This window comes from Pantanalinema sp. (assembly GCA_036704125.1).
In the GTDB taxonomy this organism is placed as follows: domain Bacteria; phylum Cyanobacteriota; class Sericytochromatia; order S15B-MN24; family UBA4093; genus JAGIBK01.
The window spans coordinates 1-21,222 of the sequence record DATNQI010000013.1 but is presented as its reverse complement, the minus strand read 5'-3'; the positions used below and the strand labels follow the sequence as shown (position 1 = coordinate 21,222).

Genomic DNA, 21,222 nt, shown 5'->3' with positions numbered 1-21,222 from the left:
CTTCCTCTACTGGGCGCTGCTGGTCGCGGCGAGGCGCTTGCGGAGCCAGTCCAGGCCGGCTTTCACGTCGTGGGCGCCGGGGTCGAGCACGAGCGCCCGGTCCCATGCCTCTTCGGCGCCGGGGTAGTCGCGCAGCTTGACCAGCAGCGAGCCGCGCACGGCGTGCAGGGCCGCGGCCGTCTCGTCCTGGGCGATCGCCTCGTCCACGGCCAGGAGGGCCTTGCGGTACTGGCCGAGCGTGGCCAGGCGCTGGGCCTGGTACATCAGGTCGGACCCGCTCTTGGCCGGCTTTGGCGAGGGGGTGGCGGCGGGGACGGCCTCGGGGCTTCCGGTCGCGGGCGCGGCGCTCGGCGCGACGCTCGGCGTGACGCTCGGGGTGGGCTCGGGGGCCGGGATGTCGACGTTGAGGTAGAAATCGGGCTGGTTGGAGTCGAGGATCGAGTCCAGGTCGATCGACGGGCCCCCGCGGCGCAGCCGGATCACCCCCTCCGAGAGGGGGGGCTTGGGGGTCGCGGCCTCGGGGCTCGCGGCCGGGTCGGTCTCGGCCGGGGTCTCGGCGTGAGCCCCCCGGGTGGGGAGCGACAGGGCGATCGCGGCCACGAGAGCCGCGATCGCGATGCTGCGCGGATGCCGGATCATTTCAGTTCCTCCTGGGGGATGCGCAGCTCCTTGACGGTGAAGCGCCCGAGTTGCATGAGCTGCCGGACCCTCGCGACGAGGTCCTTGCGGATGGCGTCGCGCGCGGCCCCGTCGCGAGCCACCATCGGCGGCTGGGCGAGCGCGTCCTCGACGATGCGGCGGGCCCGGTCGGTGAGCGCCGCCATCACGGCCTCGCGCACCGGGTCGCCGGCGTCGCGCAGCACCTCGGCGAGCGACTCCTTGTCCGCCTCGCGCAGCGCGTCCTTGAGGATCTCGCGGGGAATGCCCGCCAGGTCATCGAAGGTGAGGTACGCCTCGCGGACCTGGGCGAGCAGCCTGGGGTTCTGGCTGGACAGGCCGCTGAGGATTCCCTGCTCGGTCGCGCGGTCCGAGTGATCGAGCAGGTTGACCAGGAGGCCCAGGCCGTTGGTGACGGCGGTCTCGAAGCTGGGGGCCTTGGTGGCCTTTTCCGAGAGGTGGTTCGCCAGGTCCAGAAAGGAGCTCATGGGCAAGAGGTGCAGCTCGCCCATGGCGGCCGCGATCGCGCCTTGCTCGGCGGGCGGCTTGAGGCGCATCAGGCCCACCGCCCGGTCGGGGGGAAGCTGCGAGAGCAGGAGGGCCTGGACGCGGGGCCCCTCGTCCTCGAGCAGGTAGATGATCTGCGAGTCGTCGAGGGTCGAGAGGAAGGCGAAGGGCGAGCTCTTGTCCGAGCCCCGCTGCTCGCTCTTCTCGCGCAGCACGGCGTAGAGGGCTTCCTCCAGCACGGCGCGCTGGTCCTCGGTCGAAACCTCCCGGCGATCGAGGGAAGCGAGCTCGATCGCCTTCCACTCCTGGGGCAAGAGGCCGGTGAAGAGGCGCTTGGCGACGTTGAGGCCCATGGCGCGGGTCAAGGCGACCGCCCTGTCGAGGCCCCCCTCCTCGCTCAGGACCTTGCGCAGGAAGCGCTCTCCCGAGTCGGGGTGGTCCAGCAGCTGGACCAAGAGGTCCTGGCGAACGGGAAGGAGGTCGGCAGGCTTGCTCGCGGCCTGGAGGCCGGCGAGGATCGCCTCGGCGGCGCGGGTGTTCTCCCCGACCGAAGGCGCCTGCGCCGGTGCGACGGGCGCGGCGCTCGGCGTGGGCTTGCGGCGAGCGAAGGCCATGGCCCCGACGAGGCCCGCGCCCGAGAGGGCGCCGATGACGCCCCAGAGCCAGGGAGGCAGGGAGGTGCCGCCGGCAGGGGCGGGGGCCTTCTCGCCCTGGCGGGGGAAGTCGCGGCGCACGACGTCGATGGTGTCGCCGCGGGCCAGGTTGAGGTCCGCGCGCTGGTAGACCAGGTTCTTGACGTAGTCCTCGTCGCCGCTCGTGAGGTCCGTCGGCAGCACCAGGGCCACGCGGATCCGCTCGATGCGCGGAGGCTGAGCCTGCTGGGGCTGGGAGACGGGGGCCTGGGGCTGGGCCGGGGCGAAGGCGGGCTCAGGGGCCGCGGGCAGCGCGGGACGGCGGCCGGGGCGGGGATCCTGGCTGGGCAGATCGTCGGCGCGCAGGTTGCCGAGGCCGGGCAGCAGCGGGGAGTCCGCGACCGCGGCCTCGGGCTCCTCGGGCGGCAGGTAGAGGGTCGAGGTGGGCGGCGCTGCCGCGGGGGCCTGCGCCTGCTGCATCACCGAGGACCCCTGGGCTGCCTCGGAGGACAGCGCCACGCGCACCTGGATGAGGAAGCGGGAGGGACCGAGGTAGGAGGCGAGGCTCTGCTGGAGGCTCTCTTCGAGCAGGCGTTCGTAGCTCAGCTCCGCGAGGGTCGGCCCCTGGTCCCCGATGGTGATGCGGGTCTGCGGGGGCTGCACGTCGGGCACGGGGGCGATCGCCGCCAGGACCGGGGTGCCAAGCAGGACTACGAGGCTCGCGGACAGGGCGAGATGGGCCGCCAGACGTCGCGTCATAGGGTCACCTGTAACTTCTCCAGCGGGCCGAGGCCGGCACCAGGCGCAAGGGGGGGCAAGGAGGCAAGCGCCGCTCCTCGCTTGTACCCCTTTTACCAAATGATCACAATGAAATGATCGTGAGGTTGCGGATTTTTTCAGGCGAGCAGGGTAGGAGCTTAGAGGATCCCAAGCGGCCGGTTCCGTGATGTCCGTCTTCGTGAGAAGTTGATGAACGGACGATCGTGTCAAGGTTTTCGCGCTTCTTCGCATCGTCAGGGAAAAGATGACCCCCACGACAGCCCGAAAGGCCCTCGCTTGCGCTCGCCTGGGCGCAAGCCTCCTGGCCTCGGCGCTCGCCTACCAGGCCACCGCGGCAGCCTCGGCCGCCGCTCTCGACGCGCGCAGCCTCGGGCTGGGGCGCTCGCAGCTCGCGCTCGACGTGGCGGCGAGCACGGCGTGGACCAACGCGGCCCTGCTGGGGCTGCCGACCAGCCAAGGGGCCGCGATCGCGCCCCTGCCCGTCCTGAGCCTCGGGCTCGGCAACGACGCCTTCGGCTTCCAGACCCTCGACGAGCTCCTGAAGGGCAAGACCCTCTCGGACGCCGACGTGCGCCAGCTCACCGCGGCCATCCCGGCCAGCGGCCTCGGCCTCAAGCTCGACTTCGGCACGGCCATCGGGGTCAGCGCGCCCATGCACCGCAGCGGCTTCTTCGTGCGGGCCGCCGCCGACACGGTGGGCCTCGCGCTGCCGAAGGACCTGTTCACGCTGCTGCTCGGCAACGCCGGCACCACGAAGGTCTCCATCGACAGCCTTCAGGGGGCGAGGGCGGACGCCTTCGCCGACGTGGGCTTCTCGTTCGGGGTGCCCGTCTCCTTCCAGGGCGCCAGGGCGACGGCCCTGGGCCTCACCGCCCGCTACATCCAGGGCCTGGGCTTCGCGCGGATCACCGAGGCCACGGGCAAGCTCCTCGAGACCCACGCCGACGGATCCTTCTCGGGCGCGGCCCAGGCGACCTACCAGTACGGCACCATGGGCGCGGGCGGAGCGCTCGATCTCTCGGTCGCCTCGGAGGTGCGGGACGACCTGCGGCTGGTGGCGGCCCTTTCGAACATCGGGGCGGTCCGCTGGCCCAGGATCACCGAACAGCGCCACACCTACCGGCTAGAACCCTACCAGCTCGGTTTCTCTGGCGCGGACGGGCAGTTCAACGCGACGGCGCCATCGACGACGACCGACCAGAGCGATGGATCCAACAACGGCAAGGAGCTGTGGGATCCCCTGCCCCTCAAGCTCGGCATCGGGGCCAAGTGGCTTCCTCTGAGATCCTTGCCCCTGAAAGTGTTCGGCGATGTGGAGCTCGGGACCGGGAGGGCCTACGGCGTCTCGACCCAGCCCGAGGTGCACCTCGGAGCGGAGTTCCGGCCGATTGGCTGGCTGCCGTTGCGCGCGGGTCTGAGCGCGGGCGGCGAGCGGGCCACCAGCTTCACCTCGGGGCTCGGCCTGGAGCTTGCGGCGTGCCGCCTGGATCTCGCCATCGGCTCCTACGACGGCCTCTTCTCCTCCTCCAAGGGCGGCTACTACGCCCTGGCCTCGCAGTTCACGTTTTAGCGGCGTATACTTAGAGCGTCCAACCAAAATATCCTTCGAGGCGCCCACGGCGGCCCAAGGTCGTCACATGCCTGGTTTTGTTGGATGCTCTTTTGGGCGTTAGCAAGCAAGCCCCGGGCTCTCTGCTGAGCACGGGGCGGGGGGAGACAATGTCCGTACACTACATCTGCTGGTTTTCCCAGGGCTCGGACGGCGAGAGCGGCTTCGTTCCAACCGACGGTGGCTGCCACCACGAGGAGGACCGCATCGCCTGGGAGATGGCCGAGGTGCTGCGCAACAACTTCGGCATCAACTTCGCGGCCTTCGTTCCCGTCCTCGACGACATGGGCCAGGTGGACCCGGCGCGCTTGCCGGCGCCCGAGCGCTGCCTGGAGGTCTTCTCCCAGGCCGTGCGCGAGACCCTCGAGGGCACCGAGCAGTTCCTGATCAAGGACATCTTCAGCCAGCCCAAGCACATCCCGGGCCCGGCCGTCGCCCAGTGGCTCGACGAGTACCGCAAGCGCTGGGGCCAGGGTTACTTCCTGGTGCGCGTGCCCGACAAGTAGCGCCTACCTGTCGTGCTCAGGGCTTCAAGAGCAGGTAGGTCAAGGAGCCGGTGGCGTTCAGGGTGCCCGCGACGCGGCCCGCCTCGTCGCCTGCCCCCCAGAAGATGTCGGCGCGGCCCCAGCCCTTGATGGCCGAGCCCGTGTCCTGGTCGCAGACGAAGCGGCCGCGCGCTTGGCCGTCGCTTTCGTAGCGAACGTAGGCGATCGCCCCGGAGGGCGAGAGGGCCTTGTCGGTGGCGATGGAGCGGCCCGGCGTCAGCACGACCCCCGAGACGCCGAAGGGGCCGCTGTCGGCGAGCTTGAAGAAGACGTAGCTCGGGTTCTTGACGAGGTAAGCATGCAGCTCCTCGGGGTGCGCCTCGAAGTACGCGCGGATGGCGGGCACCGAGATGGTCTCGGGGGCGATCCTGCCGTCGGCGACGAGCAGCTTGCCCAGGCTCACGTAGGGGTGGCCGTTGCCGCCGCCGTAGTTGACGGGGGTCTGCCTGCCGTCCTCGAAAACCAGGATCCCCGAGCCCTGCACCATCAGGAGGTAGCGATCCAGCTCGTGCTCGACCCAGGCGATCTCGAGCCCCTGCCCCTCGAGCGCTCCTGCGTCCTCGATCCCCGCGCGGGTCACGGCGGCAGAACCCGCCGCCAGGCCGGGGGGGCGGGCGTAGAGGGGGAAGCGAAAGCGCCTGTCCGCCGCGCGCCGGGCCTCGAGCCTCGGCAGGTAGTAGCCGGTGAAGTGGGCGGGGGCCTCGATCAGCTCGAAGCGCTCGCGAAGCCTGGCCTCGAAGTCGCTCGGGCCGAGGCCCTCGCGCACGAGCGCGGAGAAGGCGGCGGCCGTCTGGCGCAGCTCCCGGCGCTTGACGAGGCGATCGCCCAGGCGCACCGGATCGGGGCTCTGCCCGGAAAGATAGACCTCTTGGCGCATGAGCGCCGTGAGCAGCGAGGCCGCATCAGCCTCATCCGAGAACGGGGCGGGAGCCGCGATGGCGCCACCCGGGCCCAGCAGGCTGAGCCCGATGATGGCGGCGGCGAAAAGAAGGCGAAGTCGGGTCGACATGCCCCGAGGATACCACGAGGGGGTCACCAGGCCGCTCCAGCGCCCCTGCCTACTTGCGCGAGATGCTGTCGAGGCGCCACCGGAACTCGGAGAGCGCCATGCTCTCCACGCCGCTCTGGTCCTCGATCCGGCGCTTGGGGCTGGTCTTGCCGTCGGTCTCGAAGCCGGGCGAGTGGGTCTGGCCCCACGGGTTGCGGTAGTAGACGCGGTCGTCCTCGATCTTGAGCACCAGGACCTCGTGCCCCGAGCGCTTCTTCTCGGTGCTGCCGCGCCAGTCCATGCCGATCGGGACCGTCTGGCCCTCGGCGAGGGCGTCCTTGAGGCTTCTCATGAGGCGATCGCGCCCCAGCAGGGTGGTGCGGGTGTCGTAGTCCTCGCCCAGGGCGGCCGAGAGGACCCGCGTGGTGGAGAGCGGCGTGAGGCCGCCGGAGAGGAACGAGGCCCCCGCGATCCCGTGCTTGTCCGTCTCGTTGCTGTAGCTGAGCGGGCCGTTGCCGTACTCCATCATGGCGGCCTCGAACAGGCGGCTTGCCGAGGTGCGGCCCGAGTCGTCGGTTTTCAGGCTGCTGGCGATGCGATGGGCCTTGGCGCCGCTGGCGAGGGTGACCTGGCCGCCGGTCGTCGAAAGGTCGCTCACCACGCGGGCGTACTCGGCGGGGGACTTGCTGGCGAGCATGTACTCGGCGGTGGTGACGGTGCAGGTGCCGCGGTCGCCCTGCGAGATGGTGCCGGGATCCTGGGCCTGCGTGATGAGGCCTCCGAGCAGCTCGGCGCGCGAAAGGCCGGCGGGAAGGGCCTGGGTCGAGAGCCGGTCCAGGTGGGTGAGGAGGCGATCGCCCTTGCGCATGTCCTTGCTGCTCAAGAGGCGTCCGTCCTCGAGCAGCCTGATGAGCGCCTTCTGGCCGCTCGGTTCGACGGCGCTCCAGACCTGGTCGAACTGCTTGCGCTGCGCGTCGGTGTAGGAGTAGTAGATGCCGGCCTGCCCGGGCGTCATCCCTGCGCTCGGGCGGACCTGCGGGTCGGCCGAGCGGGTGACCGTGTCCTGGGCGCTGACCTTGGGCTTGTCGAACAGGCCGAGCGCGAGGCCGGCGCCCGGGAGCGCGGGGCGCGCAGGCTTGGCGGCGAGGGGGGTGCGCTGGATCGGGTTCGGCATGGGACCTCCTCGACAGGGGAGCGGTATTGCGGATTTATCCCCCCTCGGCGCGGCAGGCTTTCTTAAGCTGTGACTAAACCCAGCCCAAGGTTCACAAAACGCAAGCGATCGATCGTCCGGCCGGGCCCGGCGAGGGATTGATCGCCTGCTGCGCGGGGTAAGATAGGGGCGATGAGCGCGATCGCATCCCGCCTGGGGGGGTGCTTCGGTTGGGCCTTGCTCGTGGGTCTCATTCTGACCCTCCCGGCCGTTGCCGCCCCGACTCCCAGGTCACAACCGAGCCCCGCCCAGCGCTTCGCCGACCCGGTGCCGGGCAACACCCTGGCGGCTTACGAGCGCCGCTACCCCGAGCTGCACCCGACGGGGGGCATCGCCGTGCCGCGCGCCGCGCGCGGCTTCGAGTTCGAGCTCTACGACGGCAAGCCCGGCAAGGAGCTCGTCTACTCGCCCACCTTCCTGCCGGCGGACCCCAGCGACACCACGGGCAACGTCTACCTGCCAAAGCTCTCGGTGCTGGTCCTCAAGACGCCGCGAGGCGATCGCTTCGTCATCGGGGAGTCGCGCCAGGTGGCGTTCGAGGGGCCGGAGGCGATCGACGCCTTCCTCGCCGATTCCGAGGAGGCCGCGCGGCGGCGGGTGGCGAGCGTCTCGAACGTGATCGAGCTGTTCAAGCGCTGGTACGCGCGCACCGTCCTCAAGGAGAAGCGCTACGCCCGCATCTTCAACGACGAGAAGGTGAGCGTCTACCAGGCCGCCCTGGACGAGGGCAAGATCGGCTCGCTGCTCTTGATGCCCGACTGGGAGAACGCCTCGCCCGAGACCTACCCCGCCAACATCAAGCCGGGCGGGGTCCTCAAGCGGATCGATTATCTGATGGAGTACCAGGCCATCGCCCTCGACGACCTCTACCCCCTGATTCGCAAGTACCTGCGCTACTAGGAGCCCCGATTCCCATGGACCATTCCCTCGAGATCCTGCCCGAGGCCACCACGCGCCTGATGCGCGAGTGGTTCGTCGCCTACCGCAAGGACACCTATCCCCGCTTCGGCGAGGGCGAGCTGCCCTGCTACGGCTACCGCGAGTTCAAGGCGAAGGCCCTCGAGCGCGTCCGCCTCAACCACGAGCTGGCCGAGCTGTACGCGCGTCACCCGCAGCTTTCGCAGGCGCCCGCCGAGGACCGGGCCAAGATGGTCCACCTGGAGGTCCAGTCGAGCCAGCTCGAGCACGAGCTGTGCATGTCCTAGCCCCCCGGCCGGCTCGAGGGGTGCTGCGCGCCCTCATCGGCGCCTTGTTTCTCGGCGTGCTGCTCGGTGCCCCCGCCCTGGCTCAGACTTCCGACGCCACCGCCTCCCTGCCTCTTGCGCAGGCGGTGTCGCTCGCAGCGCCGATCGTCCCGGTCGCCTCGCAATCGATCGAGGAGCTCATGGCGCTGAGCGAGGTGGTCGTGCCGCGCCCCAGGACGCTGACGATCCTCCACACCAACGACTCGTACGGTCTCTTCGAGCCGGTCAGGCTCGATCCCTACCGCGCCCGTCCCACCATCGCGGGGGGGCTCTCGCGGGCCGCAGCCCTCATCGGCTCGGAGCGCGATCGCGCCGGCGCGACCCTGCTCATGTCCGCCGGCAACGTGCTCGGGCCGAGCGCGCTGGCTGCCTCCACCAAGGGGCGCTCGGTCATCGAGGCCATGAACCGGGCGGGCTATGATGCATGGCTGCCTGCCAACCACGACTTCAGCTTCGGCCTCGACTCCCTCATGGACCGGGTGCGCGAGTCGTCGGCGTCGGCGGTGGTGACCAACGTGCGGTGGGCCAAGTCCAAGGAGCCCCTGGCGAAGCCCTACGCCGTCTTCGAGAAGGGCGGCGTGAGGGTGGCGGTGATCGGCCTCCTGGACGGTGGCCTCGCCCAGTACGTCGATCTCAAGGACACCCCTCGGATCGAGGTGGTGCCGCCCCTGGAGGCGGTCGCGCGCTGGGTGCCCTTCATCCGCAAGGAGGCCACCCCGGATCTCGTGGTGGCGCTCACCCACCTCTCGCTCGACCAGGAAATGCCCCTGTTGACCCGCGATTCGGGCGTCGATCTGGTGATCGGCGGCTTCAACTCCAGCAACCCCAACGCCATCGCCGTCCACGAGGTGGTCGGCATCGACGGCAAGCGCGCCCTTCACGCCGGCGCCTTCGGGACCGCCGTGGGCAAGGCGCGCCTGACCTTCGAGCCGGGCCCCCAGGGCGATTACCGCCTGAGCCGCATCGAGCCGGACATGCTGCGCCTGGACGAGGATCGCCCCCACCCGCTGGGAGGGGCGATCGCGGGGGTGGTCGCCGCGGCCAAGAAGGACTCGTCGGACGCCTGGGCCCGCGCCCACGGGGGCCTCGCGCGCCTGGCCGATCGCACCACGTCGGACGAGGCCAAGGCCCTGATCCCCGAGATCATGCGCCTCTCGGCCCGCGCCGAGGTCGCCGTCCTGCCCCGGAGCTTCTTCCACGACGAGCGAGTCTACGGCCCCATCACCACCACCAAGAGCCTCTACTACGCCATGCCGTGGGAGGACGCCCTCACGGTGGCCGAGGTCAAGGGCTCGGTGCTCGTGACCCTGTACGATCAGGCGATCGCAGGAGCGCGTCCCCACGCGCTGGCGGCGGGCATCGCCAAGGTGGGCGACGTGCTGCAGGTCAACGGTCGTCCCGTCGAGCCCAAGTCGACCTACTCGCTCGCCGTGCCGCTGCCCGCCATCCAGGGCAAATCCCAGGGCCTCGAGACCCTCGGCGGCATCAAGGCCCGCACCCTGCGCACCTCGGTCCGCGAGGCGATGGTCGCCTACTTCGCCGAGGAGGGCAGGCTGGGCCGCCCCGTGGCCAGGGCCGGCTTCCCCGACCACTACCTGATCCCCTTCTGGAAGTCGTCCCTTCAGCTTTCCACCGACCTCCAGCGCCGGGCGGTGGACCCTGCCGGCACGCGCTACCCCGACCTGACCTGGAAGGGCGACAAGAGCGGCATGAGCTGGGGGGGAGATCTCGGCTACGAGGTGGGCACCACCTGGGCCGCCAACGAGCTGGACAACACCCTCAAGCTGTCCTACCACAGCGACCAGCTCTCGGACGGCAAGAGCCAGACCTCCTCGGACAAGATCCAGTTCGTCTCCGACTACCGCACCCAGGCCTTCTCCGCGCTGACCAAGCCGTACGCGACCCTCACCCTCAACACGCGCTTCGTCAACGACAAGGACCCGCGCTACTTCCTCGGCCAGCTGGGGACGGGCCTGAGCCACCAGTTTCCCCTGGGGCTCGAGGTGCGGGCGGGGATCGAGTACCGCCACCACTTCTTCGACCGCACCCAGCCGGACCGGACGGGCGCCACCTCGGGGATCCTCTTCAAGCAGACGCTCTGGGGCGTTTCCCTCTCGACGGATCTCAAGCTGTTCGCCACCGGGAACGTGGCGGGCGACGGGCTGCTGGTCGACGACGAGTCGGTGGTCTCGCTGCCCCTGACCGAGACCACGGCCCTGAGCTACAAGTTCAACGCCTACCGCAACACCCTCTTCCCGGACTGGGCGACCCGCCACGTGATCGGGCTGGTCTTCAAGTTCAACCAGCCCTGGCTCTTCTGAGGATCCGCCTCACTCTTCCTCGGTCGCCTTGTGCGCCCGGGCGATCTTCCACTCGGGGTCGTCCTCGTCGGGGCTCGCCGCGGCGAAGACCTCGTCGCCGTAGCCGAGCCGGGTGGTCACGCTCGCCCCGGCGATGAAGAGGGCGACCAGCGCGATGACGAGCACCAGGTAGCTGATGCTGGGGCCCAGCGCCGGCTGCTGCCAGCTCTCGAACGAGTACGGCATCGAGAGGCCGATGTGCTGGCGGTAGATGCCCAGGGTGCCGCCGACGATCGCGCCGAACAGGAGGTGGTCGATGAGGCTGCCCGCGGACTCGGTCCAGCCCTCGCGCCGCGCGAAGACCCCCGGGTTCTCGAGCCGGCCGCTCCGGATGGCCGGGTGCAGCGGGGCCACCACCCCCAGCAGGCCCATGACGACGAGCCAGTGGAAAACCCCGAAGAGCATGCCCCAGCCGACCCCGCCCGGGATCCCCCAGGCGCTCATGAGCGCGGCGTAGATCCACGCCGCCACGACCCCGATCAGGAAGTGGAAGACGAGGCCCACCGCGAACGCCGTGCGGGTGACCCCGAAGATCAGGGTCCCCAGGTAGGAGCCCGGGTTGTGCCGCGCCACCCCGAAGGCGTGGGCGAAGTAGAACCACGTGGTCATGGCCAGCGTGCCCAGAAGCCCCGCCAAGACGATTCCTACTCCGCTGAACAGCATGGAGACCTCCTCGTCGTCGCTCGTGCGCCGATCTTAGGCAGGGCCCCTCGCGGAGTAAAGCAGCGAGCTTTGATTTACTTGCGCGCCCGAGGCGCTAGAATGACCCCGTCGGGTCGCGGCGAGGAGGGTGAAGCCATGCGCCTGGTGAGCTTCCGGGTCCATCCGACCCCTCATGCCGACTTCCAGGATCTCCGCAAGACGCTGGTCCTGCTGCGCGGGGTCCAGTCGGCCGAGATCCTGCTCGATCGCATCGACGTCACCTGCGACGCCGCCAAGACCGACCTTGCGCGCCTGCGTGCCCTGATCGAGCACAAGGGCTTCGCGATCGACGCCGATGGCCTGGAGCCCGAATCCCCCTGAGGGGCAGCGCGTCCAGCAATACCGTTCCGTCAAGCCGCCCACGGCGGCCACGGGCCGTAACATGCCTGGGTTGGTTAGATGCGCTCAGTGCCCGAACTGCCAGTTCAGCTTGCGGACCACGTGGTTGATCGAGTCGCAGAAGTAGACCTCGCCGTTCGGTCCCGTGGCCAGGCCCGAGACGTCCTTGAGCAGGGCCTCGCGGGCCTCCGCGTCGCCCGCCTCGCTCCCGCCGCCAGCGGCGGTGTCGATGCGACCGGTCTCCAGGTCGATGACGCGCAAGCGCCGGTTGAGCGAATCGTTGAAGAACAGGTACCGGCTGTCCTTCGAGAGGGCGATCCCCCCGTAGGGCACCTCGGGGGTGTTGTCCGGATCGACCAGGTTGATCTGGGCGTCCTTGGCCAGAGCGCCGTCGCCCCCCAGGCCGCGCCTGTCCGGACCGCCCGCCAGGAAGCGGATGACGGCCTCCGAGGGCCTGGCCGGGTCGAAGGTGACCTCGCGGATGGCGTTGCCCAGCGCCTTGATGGAGGCGGAGGCCTCGCTGGGGTTGGTGCCTTCCCAGACGTAGAGGCGCTCGAGGCCGTCCGAGCCCTTGCGCCAGGCCACGTCGAAGGGGCGATGGATCACGGCCTCCAGGGCGTTCTGCTCGGGCGTGGCGTAGCTCTTTTGCTGGGCTTCGGGCACGGTGGTCCCGCTCTCGCCGAAGCTCTCGAAGCCCGCAAAGGTCGAGACCGTCCCGGTCCCGGCGTCGATCCGGCGGATCAGGTTGTTGCGGCGATCGGCCAGGTAGATGTTGCCCTGGTCGTCGGTCGTCACCCCGGCGACGGCGTTGAAGGTCGCCGTGGCGAGCGCCCCGTTCTGGTGGCCCGCCTCGCCCGCCGGGTTTCCCAGGATGTAGGAGTGCCCGGCCTGCATGTCCCGGCCGTAGTACTTCCCTGCCGTGCGGCAAAGGAAGACCAGGACCTCGGTGGGCATGCCCTGGCCCTGAAGGGAGACGATCACGTTGCCCGTCGGATCGCAGGTGATGTCCTGCACCTCGGGCAGCACGGTCTGGTCGAAGGCCGCGCCGTCCGCAGAGAGGTCAGGGACGCTCACCGAGCCGTCCCCTCTGAAGCCCCCGATGAAGGTGCTGCTGCCGTCGGGCTTCACCCAGCGCACGCCGTGGTGATTCTTCTCGGCGATGAACAGGTTGCCCGCCGCGTCGCACGCGACGCCCGTCGGCAGGTGCAGGCCGAGGCGCGTGGCGGGCCCGTCCTCCTGGAGGACGCCGATGGCGTAGTTGCCGGCGGCCGTCGAGAGTGCCACCAGGCGATGACCCAGAAGCTCGGCCCAGCCATCGCTCAGGGCCTTGCTGCGCGAGCCGAAGGCGGCCAGGTAGGTCCTGTTCATGGCCTCGGCCTGCCCGATGGTCAGGTCGGGGATGCTCAGGGTGCCCGCGTCCAGCAGCTTCTGGGTTTCGGCCACGAGCGCGGGGAGCTTCTCGAGGGCGCCCGGGTAGTCGCCCATGGTCCGGCCCGCCTTCTTGGCCTGGGCCCGGAAGAACTCGGTGACGTAGGTGCTCGCCACGCCGACGTCGACGCGGTTCTCCCCCTTCTGGCTGAAGGTGTAGCCCACCATGCGCCGGTTCCCCGAGAGCATGGCGCTCACGATGACCTGCTTGTCCGTGGGCAGCACCTCCGGGAGGCGGTAGGCGCCGCTCGCGTCGGTGGTCGCGACGATGCGCTCCCCCTTGAGGTTGTTGTAGAACTTCTCGTCCGGGTTGAGCAGGTAGACGAGCGTGTTCGCGAGCGGCTGCTCGGCAAGCGCGCTGATCCGGTAGCCTCCCGCGTTGTTGGAGATGAGCCCCCCGGCGTTGTTCGAGATGAGGCCCCCCGCGTTGTTCGAGATCAGCTCGGTGGGGACGCGGACGCTCCCCACGAAGCCTGCGGTGTTGTTCGCGACCAAGGACGCCTGGCCGGAGTCGTCGCCGGTCGAGGGGCGTATCAGCATGTCGGGGGTGCAGCCGAGCAGGCCGAAGGCCAGGCTCAGGGCCGTGAGGCTGCGCAGATGGGAACGTCTCATTTCAATCCCCTCAAAGTCCGAACTTCAGCCAGAGGCGCCGCAGCTTGTTGGAGCGCCCGTCGGCGATCAAGAGATTTCCGTCCTTGTCGAAGGCGATGCTCGCCACCTCGCCAAGGCCCGAGCGGCGCGAGTCGCCGACGGCGCTCGCGACTCCGGGCTCGGTGCCCGCGAGGGTGTAGACCTTGGTGCCGTCGAACATGCGCACGCGCCGGTGGTCCTGATCGGCGATGAACATCCGGCCCGCGGCATCGAAGACCACCTTGTGGGGGTAGGAGAGGGTGGCCTTCGCCTTGGGCACCCCGTCCGGCGAGTCGATGTCGGTGAAGCCCTGCTCCTTGCTCTGAGGGGCCTTGCCGTCCTCGAGCTCCCCGGGCGGCTTGAGCATGTTGCCGTAGGCGGTGGTGCTCGAGAACCCGAGGACCGTCTCGACCGTGAAGGAGGGGCTTGCCAGCTTGATGCGCCGGATGCGGTGGTTGAGGGTGTCCGAGACGTAGAGGTAGTCCTTGCCGTCCACGGTCTGCAGGGTAAGGTTGCTCGGGTAGTTGAAGCGGGTGGCTGAACCGTCGAGCGCCGGGGTGTCCTGGCCTTCGACGAAGGTGGAAGGGGCGTTGCGATCGCCCGCGATCACCTCGAAGCCCGGCGCGATCTGGGCGCCTGAGTCGTCGGCGGCCATGTCGTCGGTCACGTGGTAGGCCACGACCTCGTTGGTGCTGTCGCTGGTCGCGTAGAACCAGCCGTCCTTGGCCGAGAGGTCGAAGGGGCTGAAGGGCCGGACGCCGTCGGCGCTCTGGCCGCTCTGGATCCAGAGCGGGTTGTTTTCGTACCAGGAATCGGGCGGGGAGTCGGGGTTGAACGGGAGCGTGAGGTCGAAGCCGTAGTGCGCGTACGAGGTCGGGGCGCCCACGTGAAGGGTGTCGCCGATGGCGAGCATGCCCCCGACGTAGTCGATCCACTGGCTGCGCGGCGCCCGGGTGATGAACTCGAAGGCTCCATCCGGCTTGCGGCGCCGAATCTCCAGGTCGAAGTTGTTGAACCCCGCCGTGTAGAGGCTGCCGTCCTCGGCGACGTGCACCGAGAGGGCGTTGAGGCCCGCAGAGAGGCCGGCGTCCACCTCGTCGATCAGGAGCGGGCGATAGCCGAGCAGGCGCTTCCAGGCGTCGCTCAGGGCCTTGTTGTCGGCGCCGAAGGCGCGGACGTAGGCGTGGCGCATGCCGGGGATGGCGTTCACCCCGAGATCCGGCACCGCCATCTTCTCGCTGGTGAGGAGCTCGCGGGTCAGGCGGATGATCTCGGGCAACTCGATGGCCAGCGCGGGGTAGTCGGCCATGGAGCGCTTGGCCAGGCGCGCCTGGTCGCGCAGGAACTCCGCGACCACCGTGGTGGCGAGGTCCACGTCGTAGGTGTTCGCCCCCTTCTTCGGGATCGTGAAGCCCACCAGGCGCCGGTTCTGTGCCAGGAGGACCGTGACCACGACCGGCACCTCGGCCGGGGCGGCCTTGAAGGTGAAGCGTCCCTGGTCGTCGGTGACGGTGAAGATCGCCTTGCCGTCGCCGCCGGCGTAGAAGCGCTCGTCGGGGGCCGTCAGGTAGACCACCGCCTGCTGGGCGGGGGCCTCCGCGTAGGTCTGGACCCGGTAGCCCGCGACGTTGTTGCTGACCAGCGTCGCGGGGCCGCGGACGGCGCCCGAAAGGCTCGCCGTGTTGTTCGCGACGAGGGTGTCCTGCTTGCCTCCCACGGCACCGATGGAGGGAGTGTCCGACGTGCCGAGGGTGCCGGGAAGGGGGAGACATCCGGCCAGGGCCAGCGACAGGGCGAGCGCGAGGAGGCGCCGGGTCGAGTGGGGGGTGTGCATTTCAGTCCCTTCGTCTCGGTGGAGGCGTATTAGCCCGACTGCGCGCGGCTGCCGAGGCGACCGCCGCCCTCTTTCCGCATGTTCTCGGAGTAGCCGCCGTCTTCGCCATAGGACGTGTAGCGCCGGCTCGACTGCTCGCGACGGATCGTCTCCTGATCCAGGTGCTTGCTGTCGAGGGTGGCCCGGACGATCAAGGAGTTGAAGACCGCCGGCGAGAGGGTCTCGTTCTTCCCGGTCGCCGGATCCCAGATCGACACGCCCTTTTCCGAGATGCCGGTGACCGCCACGGAGTGGAGGCCTTCTTCCGACTGCATGGTGACCTTGACCGCGTTCTGGTGCCCGAGTGCCTGCTTGATGGCGGGCATGAGGTCGGTGCCTTGGTTGGCGTACATGGTGAGGTGGTCCGAGCCGATGATGCCGTCGTAGAGCATCTTGACCTGGTCCGCGTCGAGGCCGGCGGGCCTCTCCCCGTCGCGCCAGTTCCAGTAGCCCTGGCGTTGATCCACCCGCGCTTCGAAGGCGCGCTGGATCGTGGCGCTGAGGTTGTTGGACGCGTACATCATGCCGAACGGGCCAGAGCTCCCGACCTTGAGGGAGTCGGGGTTGGGCCCGTGGGGCGGTCCCGGGATCTTGGCCTCCCCGTGGGTGGCGAGCCCGACGGCGATCCGGGCGTAGTCCGCGGGCTGGGTGTAGGCGAGGGTCGCCTCGAGGGTCGCCTCCGCACAGTTGAGCGAGCCCGGTATCTGCGCGAGCGACGCCGGGTCGGCCAGGGCCATGACCATGTCGCGGGCGACCTGATCCTTGCTCGTCGTGCGCGACATGGACTCGTGGAGCGGCGCCTGGTTGAAGGCGGCCAGGTGGTCCATGAGCCCCTGGCCGAAGGCGTCCTTGCTCGCGAACTTGCCCTGCGTCAGCAGCTGGGCGAGGCGTCCGGCCATCTCGTCGGCCTTCCCGGCGCCCTTACCCTGGATGGTCGTCTCGAAGAAGGCCTTGAGCGTGGCCTGATCCGGCTCGCTCAGCTGCCGGTACTCGGGGGTGTTCACGAAGGCCGCCTCGGGCCCCTGAGCCGCCTCGGCCTGAGCATCCCACGGCAGCGGCCCCATGTCGACGCCCTGGGGAGTCTGGGTCCGGACCTGGTTCTGGTCCTCGGCGGAGGGGGCCGGAGCCGGCTCCGCGCTCGGACCGACGACGGGCACGGCGGAGGGCGGTGCGACGAGCGGGGGCAGCGGCCCCGTGTTGCGCGTGCCGATGTTGAACATGCTCATCAGGTGGTCTCCTCTGGCGGTCGAGCGAGGCTAGGCAGGCTTTTGGTCGTTTTACCCGGGATCGATCTAGCCGAATTGTCCGCGGGCGCCGAGGCGACCGGCCTTCTCGGTGAAGGAGACGATCCCCGTGACCTCCTCGGAGGAGAGCGAGATGGGCGCCGTCTCGGCGGGGAGCAGGTTCGCCAGGAACTCGCGGGCGAGCTCACCCTTGGTCGTCCCGCCCTCCGGGAGTGGCTGCTTATTGAAGGAGGCCATGAGATCCAGGGCGCCCTGGACGGTGATCCCCCCGACCGAGGGATCGCGTGGGGCCAGCAACTGGGCGAGCTGGGCCGCTATCTCGTCGGCCTGCTCAGCGCCCTCACCCTGGATGGCCGTTTCGAAGAAGGCCTTGAGCGTGGCTTGCTCGGGCTCGCTCAATTGCTGGTACTCGGGAGTGTTCATGAAGGCCGCCTCGGGCCCTTGCGGCGCCTCGGCGCTCTCCCACGGCAGCGGCCCCATCTCGGATCCGAGAGGAAGCAGGCCGCCCCCCGCGTACTGGTCCATCCCGGCGCCCAGGGGCGACGGATCGACGGCTTGCGGCGCCTCGGGCGCTGCGGCCGGAGTGAAGAGCGGGGGCAGGGGGCCCGTGTTGCGCGTGCCGATGTTGAACATGCTCATGGGGCGGTCTCCTCTGGCGGGCGGGCTTATGGTAGTTTTACCCAGGATTGCCTGTTATCGTCGGGGGGCGGGCCGAGTCCGGCTCATCCGAGCCGGACTCGGCCCTCAACGCGCTACAGATCGATCTTCCGGATGCTGTCCTTCAAGCGCGGCATGAAGCGATCCACGAGGTTCTTGATCTCGTCGTCGGGAACCGTGGAGTTGAAGAACGCGCTCTGGCCGTTGACGCTCTGCTTCAGGGGTGGCAGCTTGCCGGGGGTCTCCAGGTCATCCCACAGGCGGAACTCGTCTAGGTTCTCCCAGGCACCGCCACCGGGGAACTTCGTCTGCAAGCGCTCGCGGCCGTACTCGTCCGTTACCACGCGGCGGTTGATGTTCTCGTACGACTGCTGATGGGCGCGGTCCCGCTCGCTACCCTGTCCCAGGGCTCCCCAGTAATCCCCGACGCCCAGGGGCACCCGGGGCGTGAGGGCCTTGTAGTCGATGGGCTCGTTGTTGGCCCAGGCATGGGCCTCCAGGTTCTCCAGCTCGGCGGGGCTCAGGGGCTGCTTGAGCAGGTCGCGATCCGTCAGATCGACCTTGGGCTGGGTGAGCTGATAGCGCCAGCGGTCCTCCATGGCTGCGACGACCCTCGGCTCAAAGCCATTCAAGGGGGCCGGCTCGCGGGTGACGCCGGATCCGCCGCCGACGCTGGCACTGCCGCTGCCGGCACCGCTGCCGACGTCCGTTGCCCGGATGCTGTCCTTCAGGCGCGGCATGTAGCGCTCGACGAGGTTCTTGATCTCGTCGTCGGGGACTGTGGAGTCGAAGAAGGCGCTCTGGCCGTTGACGCTCTGCTTCAGGGGTGGCAGCTTGCCGGGGGTCTCCAGGTCATCCCACAGGCGGAACTCGTCTAGGTTCTCCCATGCACCGCCACCGGGGAACTTCGTCTGCAAGCGCTCGCGGCCGTACTCGTCCGTTACCACGCGGCGGTTGATGTTCTCGTACGACTGCTGATAGGCGCGGTCCCGATCGCTACCCTGTCCCCGGGCTCCCCAGTAATCCCCGACACCCAGGGGCACCCGGGGCGTGAGGGCCTTGTAGTCGATGGGCTCGTTGTTGGCCCAGGCGTGGGCCTCCAGGTTCTCCAGCTCGGCGGGGCTCAGGGGCTGCTTGAGCAGGTCGCGATCCGTCAGATCGACCTTGGGCTGGGTGAGCTGGTAGCGCCAGCGGTCCTCCATGGCCTCGACGACCTGCGGAGCGAAGCCATGCGAGGTGGGAGCCCCAGCCTCAGCCGCCCACGGCAGCGCTCCCATTTCGCCGGAAACGGGTGCCTGGGGTCGGATCTGGTTCTGGTCCACGATGGACGCCGGGGTGGGGTCTTGCTGCGGCGCCGCTTGCGGGGGAGGAGGTGGCGGCGTGAAGAACTGCATCAACGGGCCGGCCTGCTGCGCGGCAATGTTGTCCAAAAAGCTCATCCTGGGTACCTCCTGAGATCATCGGGGAGATTTGATGGGCAACCTGGGCGTACCGGTCTTCTAGTCGAGATCTTCCGGTGCTTCGGCTTCTGCTTCCGGTGCTTCGGTTCGTGGTTCCGGTGCTTCGGTTTGTGGTTCCTCGATCGGGCTCGGTTGGGTCGGCTCCGAGGGGCGGCGGTTCTTGAGCCTGGCCATCGCCTGGGTGATCAGGCTCGGGGTCGCGGACTGGGCCTTCTGGAGCCACTCGATACCCTGCTGCAGGACCGGCTCGACCGAGGCGAGGTGGGGGTTCCCCTTGAGGAGCTGGGTGAGCTTATCGAGCGGGGCAGCCTCGGCGGGTGTCGCCTGCTGGGGAGCGAGCACGCCAGTGGGGCGCAGGGGCTTGGTCGTGGCCGGGCCCTCCAGCGGGGGGAACAGGGGCTCGAAGTGAGGGATCCCGCGGAAGACCAGGAAGAAGTTATAGAGCGGGTGGAGCGCGCCACGAAACTTGGATAGGCTGAAGCCTTCGACGCGCCCGACCGCAAGGCCGGCGGCAAGGAACTGGGTGTGGACCTGCTGGACTTCTTGAAGGTGCCGGTAGGCCACCTCGTACTGCTGCAGCACGATCCGAGCCTTTCGCGCCACTTCAGGCCGGTTGGCGAGGATCTGGGTCATCTGGAGGGTGAAGTTGCGCTCACCGGCCGAGACCCCTGCGAAGACCACATCGAGCCCTTGCTCGCATGGGGGACAGGCGGCCAAGGCGCGCTCCACGGCCTTCATCCGCGGCTGGAGGGAACGAAAGAGGGGCTCGGCTTCAGCGATCGCCTCGGCGAGATCGGTACCTCGAATCGGGGCGTCCGCGCGTGCGGCCGAGGGGCCGCCACCGAGCGGCGCAGTATGGAGCGACCGTTGCAGCACGTCGGTCTGCCGGTGCCGGTGGGGGGGGCCTTGCTTCGACATGGGTGACCTCTAGCGGGGATGGCGCTTGGTGGGCAAAAGGGCCGCTCCCTCGCCTTCTTCGAACAGGCGGCGCAGCGCGTCGAGCGGCATGCTCTCCAGGCCCGGCCCTTCGACCCTGCGCTCCGGAAGGACAGCGTTGCCTGGAAGGGGCGTGCCCACGGCCTGGGAGAGAGGGGAACTCGCGTTGTAGTAGACGGCGCGATCGCCGGTGATCCGCTTGAGGACCAGCTCGTGGCGATCCGGGGCGGCGTCCGGGTGCTGCCATGGCAGCTCGAGGATCACGTCTTCCTTCGCGTCGTTCAGGGCGGCGAGGACCTCGTCCCAGTCGCCGGTCTCGGCCATCTGAGCGCCCGTGAGGTCTTCTAGCATGCGGCGCGTTACGGTGAGCAATTGATTCATCGGGGGCCTCCGGGTGGCTTAAGCCAGGGACGAGGTCGTCAGGTTCGCCTGGAACTCCGAGAGCGACATGACGATATCACCGTTGCCGTTGAGAACCTGTCGCTGCGGACCCATGGCGGTGCTGCCACGTTCATCCTTGCCCCAGGGGTTGCGCAGGTAGACCTTGTCGCCTTCGATCTTGGTCACCAGCATCTCATGGCCGGCATGCATGCCGCTTACCGCCCACTTCATGCCGACCGGCACCTCGACGCCGCGCGCCGTGCTCTGTGCGATCCGCTTGATGATCGCGTCGGAGTTGCCCTGGACGGTCTGGAAATTGCCGTCTTTCCCGTTCGTGGCGTCGTTCATCAGGCGCGTCACGTCATTCTGGGTCATGCCGGCGCTGCCGTCCGAGTGCCGATCCGTCGCGTTGTTGTAGTCGCCGAGCTCGGAGCGGTCCATCATGGCGGTCTGGAACATGCGGTCGACGTGGTTGCGGGAGCTGGTGTCGCGCGAGATCGAGCCAGGGTCCAGGACGAGCTTGTTGCCGCTCGCCATCGGAGCTTCGCCGTCGCAGACCAGGCCAGAAACCAGCTTGGCGTATTCCGCCGGATGGTTGCTTGCCATGTAGTACTGGACCGTGGTCGCCGCGCAGGTCCCGCGGTCGGATTGATGGATGATGCCGGGCTGATCGAGCTCTTGAACCGCATTGGCGAGGATCTCGGCGGTGGAGATGCCCAGGCGCTGCATCCTGCTGTCCACGCCCTTCTCGGCCATGTCGTAGAGATGGTCGAGCGTCGTTGCCTTGCCCGAGAGATCCTTTTGATCCAGCTTCGCGCCCAGCTTGTCCAGCAGACCCTGAATGGGGGCTGGCAGCAGGGACTTGATTTTCGCGAGCAATCCCGGGCGCTCGGGGCGCGAGCCACCGCCGCCTTGCACGGGGCTGGAGGGCTCGGGAGCCGGCTCGGGGGCAGGGGTGGGTCCGATGACCGGTTGGTTCGGCGCCGGGGCCGGGGTGGGTCCGATGACCGGTTGGTTCGGCGCCGGGGCCGGGGTGG

The 21,222-nt window shown here is 69.1% G+C and carries 19 protein-coding genes; 6 read left to right on the top strand and 13 right to left on the bottom strand.

Annotated elements, in window-relative coordinates:
* Positions 1 to 6: 6 nt before the first annotated feature.
* Both V6D00_01760 and V6D00_01755 read right to left on the bottom strand, forming a co-directional pair.
* On the bottom strand, positions 7 to 639 hold the full coding sequence (locus V6D00_01760; GenBank protein ID HEY9897882.1) for a hypothetical protein: 633 nt from the start codon (positions 637 to 639) through the stop codon (positions 7 to 9).
* The gene (locus tag V6D00_01755) at positions 636 to 2,555 is read right to left on the bottom strand and encodes a FliG C-terminal domain-containing protein (GenBank protein HEY9897881.1); all 1,920 of its coding nucleotides are present in this window, start codon (positions 2,553 to 2,555) and stop codon (positions 636 to 638) included. Before V6D00_01755 ends, V6D00_01760 begins: the two co-directional genes overlap by 4 nt.
* A 265-nt stretch (positions 2,556 to 2,820) precedes the next feature.
* On the opposite strand from V6D00_01755, the gene V6D00_01750 reads away from it, so the two are divergent.
* Together V6D00_01750 and V6D00_01745 are read left to right on the top strand one after the other, a co-directional pair.
* Positions 2,821 to 4,146 carry a DUF5723 family protein gene (locus V6D00_01750; protein ID HEY9897880.1) on the top strand — a complete coding sequence of 442 codons (1,326 nt, stop codon included), beginning with the start codon at positions 2,821 to 2,823 and terminating at the stop codon, positions 4,144 to 4,146.
* A 149-nt stretch (positions 4,147 to 4,295) separates the two neighbouring features.
* A complete protein-coding gene (locus V6D00_01745; GenBank protein HEY9897879.1) occupies positions 4,296 to 4,691 on the top strand; it encodes a hypothetical protein in 396 nt (131 codons plus the stop codon).
* 16 nt (positions 4,692 to 4,707) lie between these two features.
* Here the strand turns inward: V6D00_01745 and V6D00_01740 are convergent, their stop codons facing one another.
* Together V6D00_01740 and V6D00_01735 are read right to left on the bottom strand one after the other, a co-directional pair.
* The gene (locus V6D00_01740; GenBank protein HEY9897878.1) at positions 4,708 to 5,739 is read right to left on the bottom strand and encodes an MltA domain-containing protein; all 1,032 of its coding nucleotides are present in this window, start codon (positions 5,737 to 5,739) and stop codon (positions 4,708 to 4,710) included.
* A 49-nt stretch (positions 5,740 to 5,788) separates the two neighbouring features.
* Entirely contained in the window at positions 5,789 to 6,892 is a 1,104-nt protein-coding gene (locus V6D00_01735; GenBank protein ID HEY9897877.1) for a hypothetical protein, read from the bottom strand.
* Between the two features lie 171 nt (positions 6,893 to 7,063).
* Here V6D00_01735 and V6D00_01730 point away from each other — a divergent pair, with 171 nt between their 5' ends.
* From V6D00_01730 to V6D00_01720, 3 genes are read left to right on the top strand one after another with little or no spacing between them, the layout of a single operon-like run.
* Positions 7,064 to 7,831 carry a hypothetical protein gene (locus V6D00_01730; GenBank protein ID HEY9897876.1) on the top strand — a complete coding sequence of 256 codons (768 nt, stop codon included), beginning with the start codon at positions 7,064 to 7,066 and terminating at the stop codon, positions 7,829 to 7,831.
* A gap of 14 nt (positions 7,832 to 7,845) precedes the next feature.
* Positions 7,846 to 8,136, top strand: a complete 291-nt coding sequence (locus V6D00_01725; protein HEY9897875.1) for a hypothetical protein — start codon at positions 7,846 to 7,848, stop codon at positions 8,134 to 8,136.
* 20 nt (positions 8,137 to 8,156) lie between these two features.
* On the top strand, positions 8,157 to 10,496 hold the full coding sequence (locus tag V6D00_01720; protein ID HEY9897874.1) for a hypothetical protein: 2,340 nt from the start codon (positions 8,157 to 8,159) through the stop codon (positions 10,494 to 10,496).
* 9 nt (positions 10,497 to 10,505) lie between these two features.
* Here V6D00_01720 and V6D00_01715 read toward each other — a convergent pair whose 3' ends face one another.
* Complete coding sequence (locus tag V6D00_01715; GenBank protein HEY9897873.1) at positions 10,506 to 11,198, bottom strand: hypothetical protein; 693 nt, start codon at positions 11,196 to 11,198, stop codon at positions 10,506 to 10,508.
* 135 nt (positions 11,199 to 11,333) lie between these two features.
* Between V6D00_01715 and V6D00_01710 the strand changes: the two genes are divergently transcribed.
* Positions 11,334 to 11,558: a hypothetical protein gene (locus tag V6D00_01710; protein HEY9897872.1), complete on the top strand. Its 225-nt coding sequence runs from the start codon at positions 11,334 to 11,336 to the stop codon at positions 11,556 to 11,558.
* Between the two features lie 84 nt (positions 11,559 to 11,642).
* Here V6D00_01710 and V6D00_01705 read toward each other — a convergent pair whose 3' ends face one another.
* The 8 genes from V6D00_01705 to V6D00_01670 form a co-directional block, all read right to left on the bottom strand.
* Positions 11,643 to 13,616: a hypothetical protein gene (locus tag V6D00_01705; protein ID HEY9897871.1), complete on the bottom strand. Its 1,974-nt coding sequence runs from the start codon at positions 13,614 to 13,616 to the stop codon at positions 11,643 to 11,645.
* Between the two features lie 10 nt (positions 13,617 to 13,626).
* On the bottom strand, positions 13,627 to 15,468 hold the full coding sequence (locus V6D00_01700) for a hypothetical protein (GenBank protein ID HEY9897870.1): 1,842 nt from the start codon (positions 15,466 to 15,468) through the stop codon (positions 13,627 to 13,629).
* Positions 15,469 to 15,497: 29 nt separating this feature from the next.
* Positions 15,498 to 16,733 carry a hypothetical protein gene (locus V6D00_01695; protein HEY9897869.1) on the bottom strand — a complete coding sequence of 412 codons (1,236 nt, stop codon included), beginning with the start codon at positions 16,731 to 16,733 and terminating at the stop codon, positions 15,498 to 15,500.
* Between the two features lie 66 nt (positions 16,734 to 16,799).
* Complete coding sequence (locus V6D00_01690) at positions 16,800 to 17,390, bottom strand: hypothetical protein (protein HEY9897868.1); 591 nt, start codon at positions 17,388 to 17,390, stop codon at positions 16,800 to 16,802.
* Positions 17,391 to 17,503: 113 nt separating this feature from the next.
* Positions 17,504 to 18,847 carry a hypothetical protein gene (locus V6D00_01685; GenBank protein ID HEY9897867.1) on the bottom strand — a complete coding sequence of 448 codons (1,344 nt, stop codon included), beginning with the start codon at positions 18,845 to 18,847 and terminating at the stop codon, positions 17,504 to 17,506.
* Positions 18,848 to 18,907: 60 nt separating this feature from the next.
* Positions 18,908 to 19,786, bottom strand: a complete 879-nt coding sequence (locus tag V6D00_01680; GenBank protein HEY9897866.1) for a hypothetical protein — start codon at positions 19,784 to 19,786, stop codon at positions 18,908 to 18,910.
* A gap of 9 nt (positions 19,787 to 19,795) precedes the next feature.
* Positions 19,796 to 20,155 (bottom strand): hypothetical protein, encoded by a 360-nt coding sequence (locus tag V6D00_01675; GenBank protein ID HEY9897865.1) that lies wholly within the window; start codon positions 20,153 to 20,155, stop codon positions 19,796 to 19,798.
* Positions 20,156 to 20,203: 48 nt separating this feature from the next.
* Positions 20,204 to 21,222, bottom strand: a 1,019-nt coding sequence (locus V6D00_01670) for a hypothetical protein (GenBank protein HEY9897864.1), incomplete at its 5' end; no start/stop codon positions are given.

What these genes read in the sequence shown, in the direction of transcription:
- V6D00_01760 (HEY9897882.1), bottom strand. Translation starts at nt 639, where the DNA reads ATGATCCGGCATCCGCGCAGCATCGCGATCGCGGCTCTCGTGGCCGCG.
- V6D00_01755 (HEY9897881.1), bottom strand. Translation starts at nt 2,555, where the DNA reads ATGACGCGACGTCTGGCGGCCCATCTCGCCCTGTCCGCGAGCCTCGTA.
- V6D00_01750 (HEY9897880.1), top strand. Translation starts at nt 2,821, where the DNA reads ATGACCCCCACGACAGCCCGAAAGGCCCTCGCTTGCGCTCGCCTGGGC.
- V6D00_01745 (HEY9897879.1), top strand. Translation starts at nt 4,296, where the DNA reads ATGTCCGTACACTACATCTGCTGGTTTTCCCAGGGCTCGGACGGCGAG.
- V6D00_01740 (HEY9897878.1), bottom strand. Translation starts at nt 5,739, where the DNA reads ATGTCGACCCGACTTCGCCTTCTTTTCGCCGCCGCCATCATCGGGCTC.
- V6D00_01735 (HEY9897877.1), bottom strand. Translation starts at nt 6,892, where the DNA reads ATGCCGAACCCGATCCAGCGCACCCCCCTCGCCGCCAAGCCTGCGCGC.
- V6D00_01730 (HEY9897876.1), top strand. Translation starts at nt 7,064, where the DNA reads ATGAGCGCGATCGCATCCCGCCTGGGGGGGTGCTTCGGTTGGGCCTTG.
- V6D00_01725 (HEY9897875.1), top strand. Translation starts at nt 7,846, where the DNA reads ATGGACCATTCCCTCGAGATCCTGCCCGAGGCCACCACGCGCCTGATG.
- V6D00_01715 (HEY9897873.1), bottom strand. Translation starts at nt 11,198, where the DNA reads ATGCTGTTCAGCGGAGTAGGAATCGTCTTGGCGGGGCTTCTGGGCACG.
- V6D00_01710 (HEY9897872.1), top strand. Translation starts at nt 11,334, where the DNA reads ATGCGCCTGGTGAGCTTCCGGGTCCATCCGACCCCTCATGCCGACTTC.
- V6D00_01705 (HEY9897871.1), bottom strand. Translation starts at nt 13,616, where the DNA reads ATGAGACGTTCCCATCTGCGCAGCCTCACGGCCCTGAGCCTGGCCTTC.
- V6D00_01700 (HEY9897870.1), bottom strand. Translation starts at nt 15,468, where the DNA reads ATGCACACCCCCCACTCGACCCGGCGCCTCCTCGCGCTCGCCCTGTCG.
- V6D00_01695 (HEY9897869.1), bottom strand. Translation starts at nt 16,733, where the DNA reads ATGAGCATGTTCAACATCGGCACGCGCAACACGGGGCCGCTGCCCCCG.
- V6D00_01690 (HEY9897868.1), bottom strand. Translation starts at nt 17,390, where the DNA reads ATGAGCATGTTCAACATCGGCACGCGCAACACGGGCCCCCTGCCCCCG.
- V6D00_01685 (HEY9897867.1), bottom strand. Translation starts at nt 18,847, where the DNA reads ATGAGCTTTTTGGACAACATTGCCGCGCAGCAGGCCGGCCCGTTGATG.
- V6D00_01680 (HEY9897866.1), bottom strand. Translation starts at nt 19,786, where the DNA reads ATGTCGAAGCAAGGCCCCCCCCACCGGCACCGGCAGACCGACGTGCTG.
- V6D00_01675 (HEY9897865.1), bottom strand. Translation starts at nt 20,155, where the DNA reads ATGCTAGAAGACCTCACGGGCGCTCAGATGGCCGAGACCGGCGACTGG.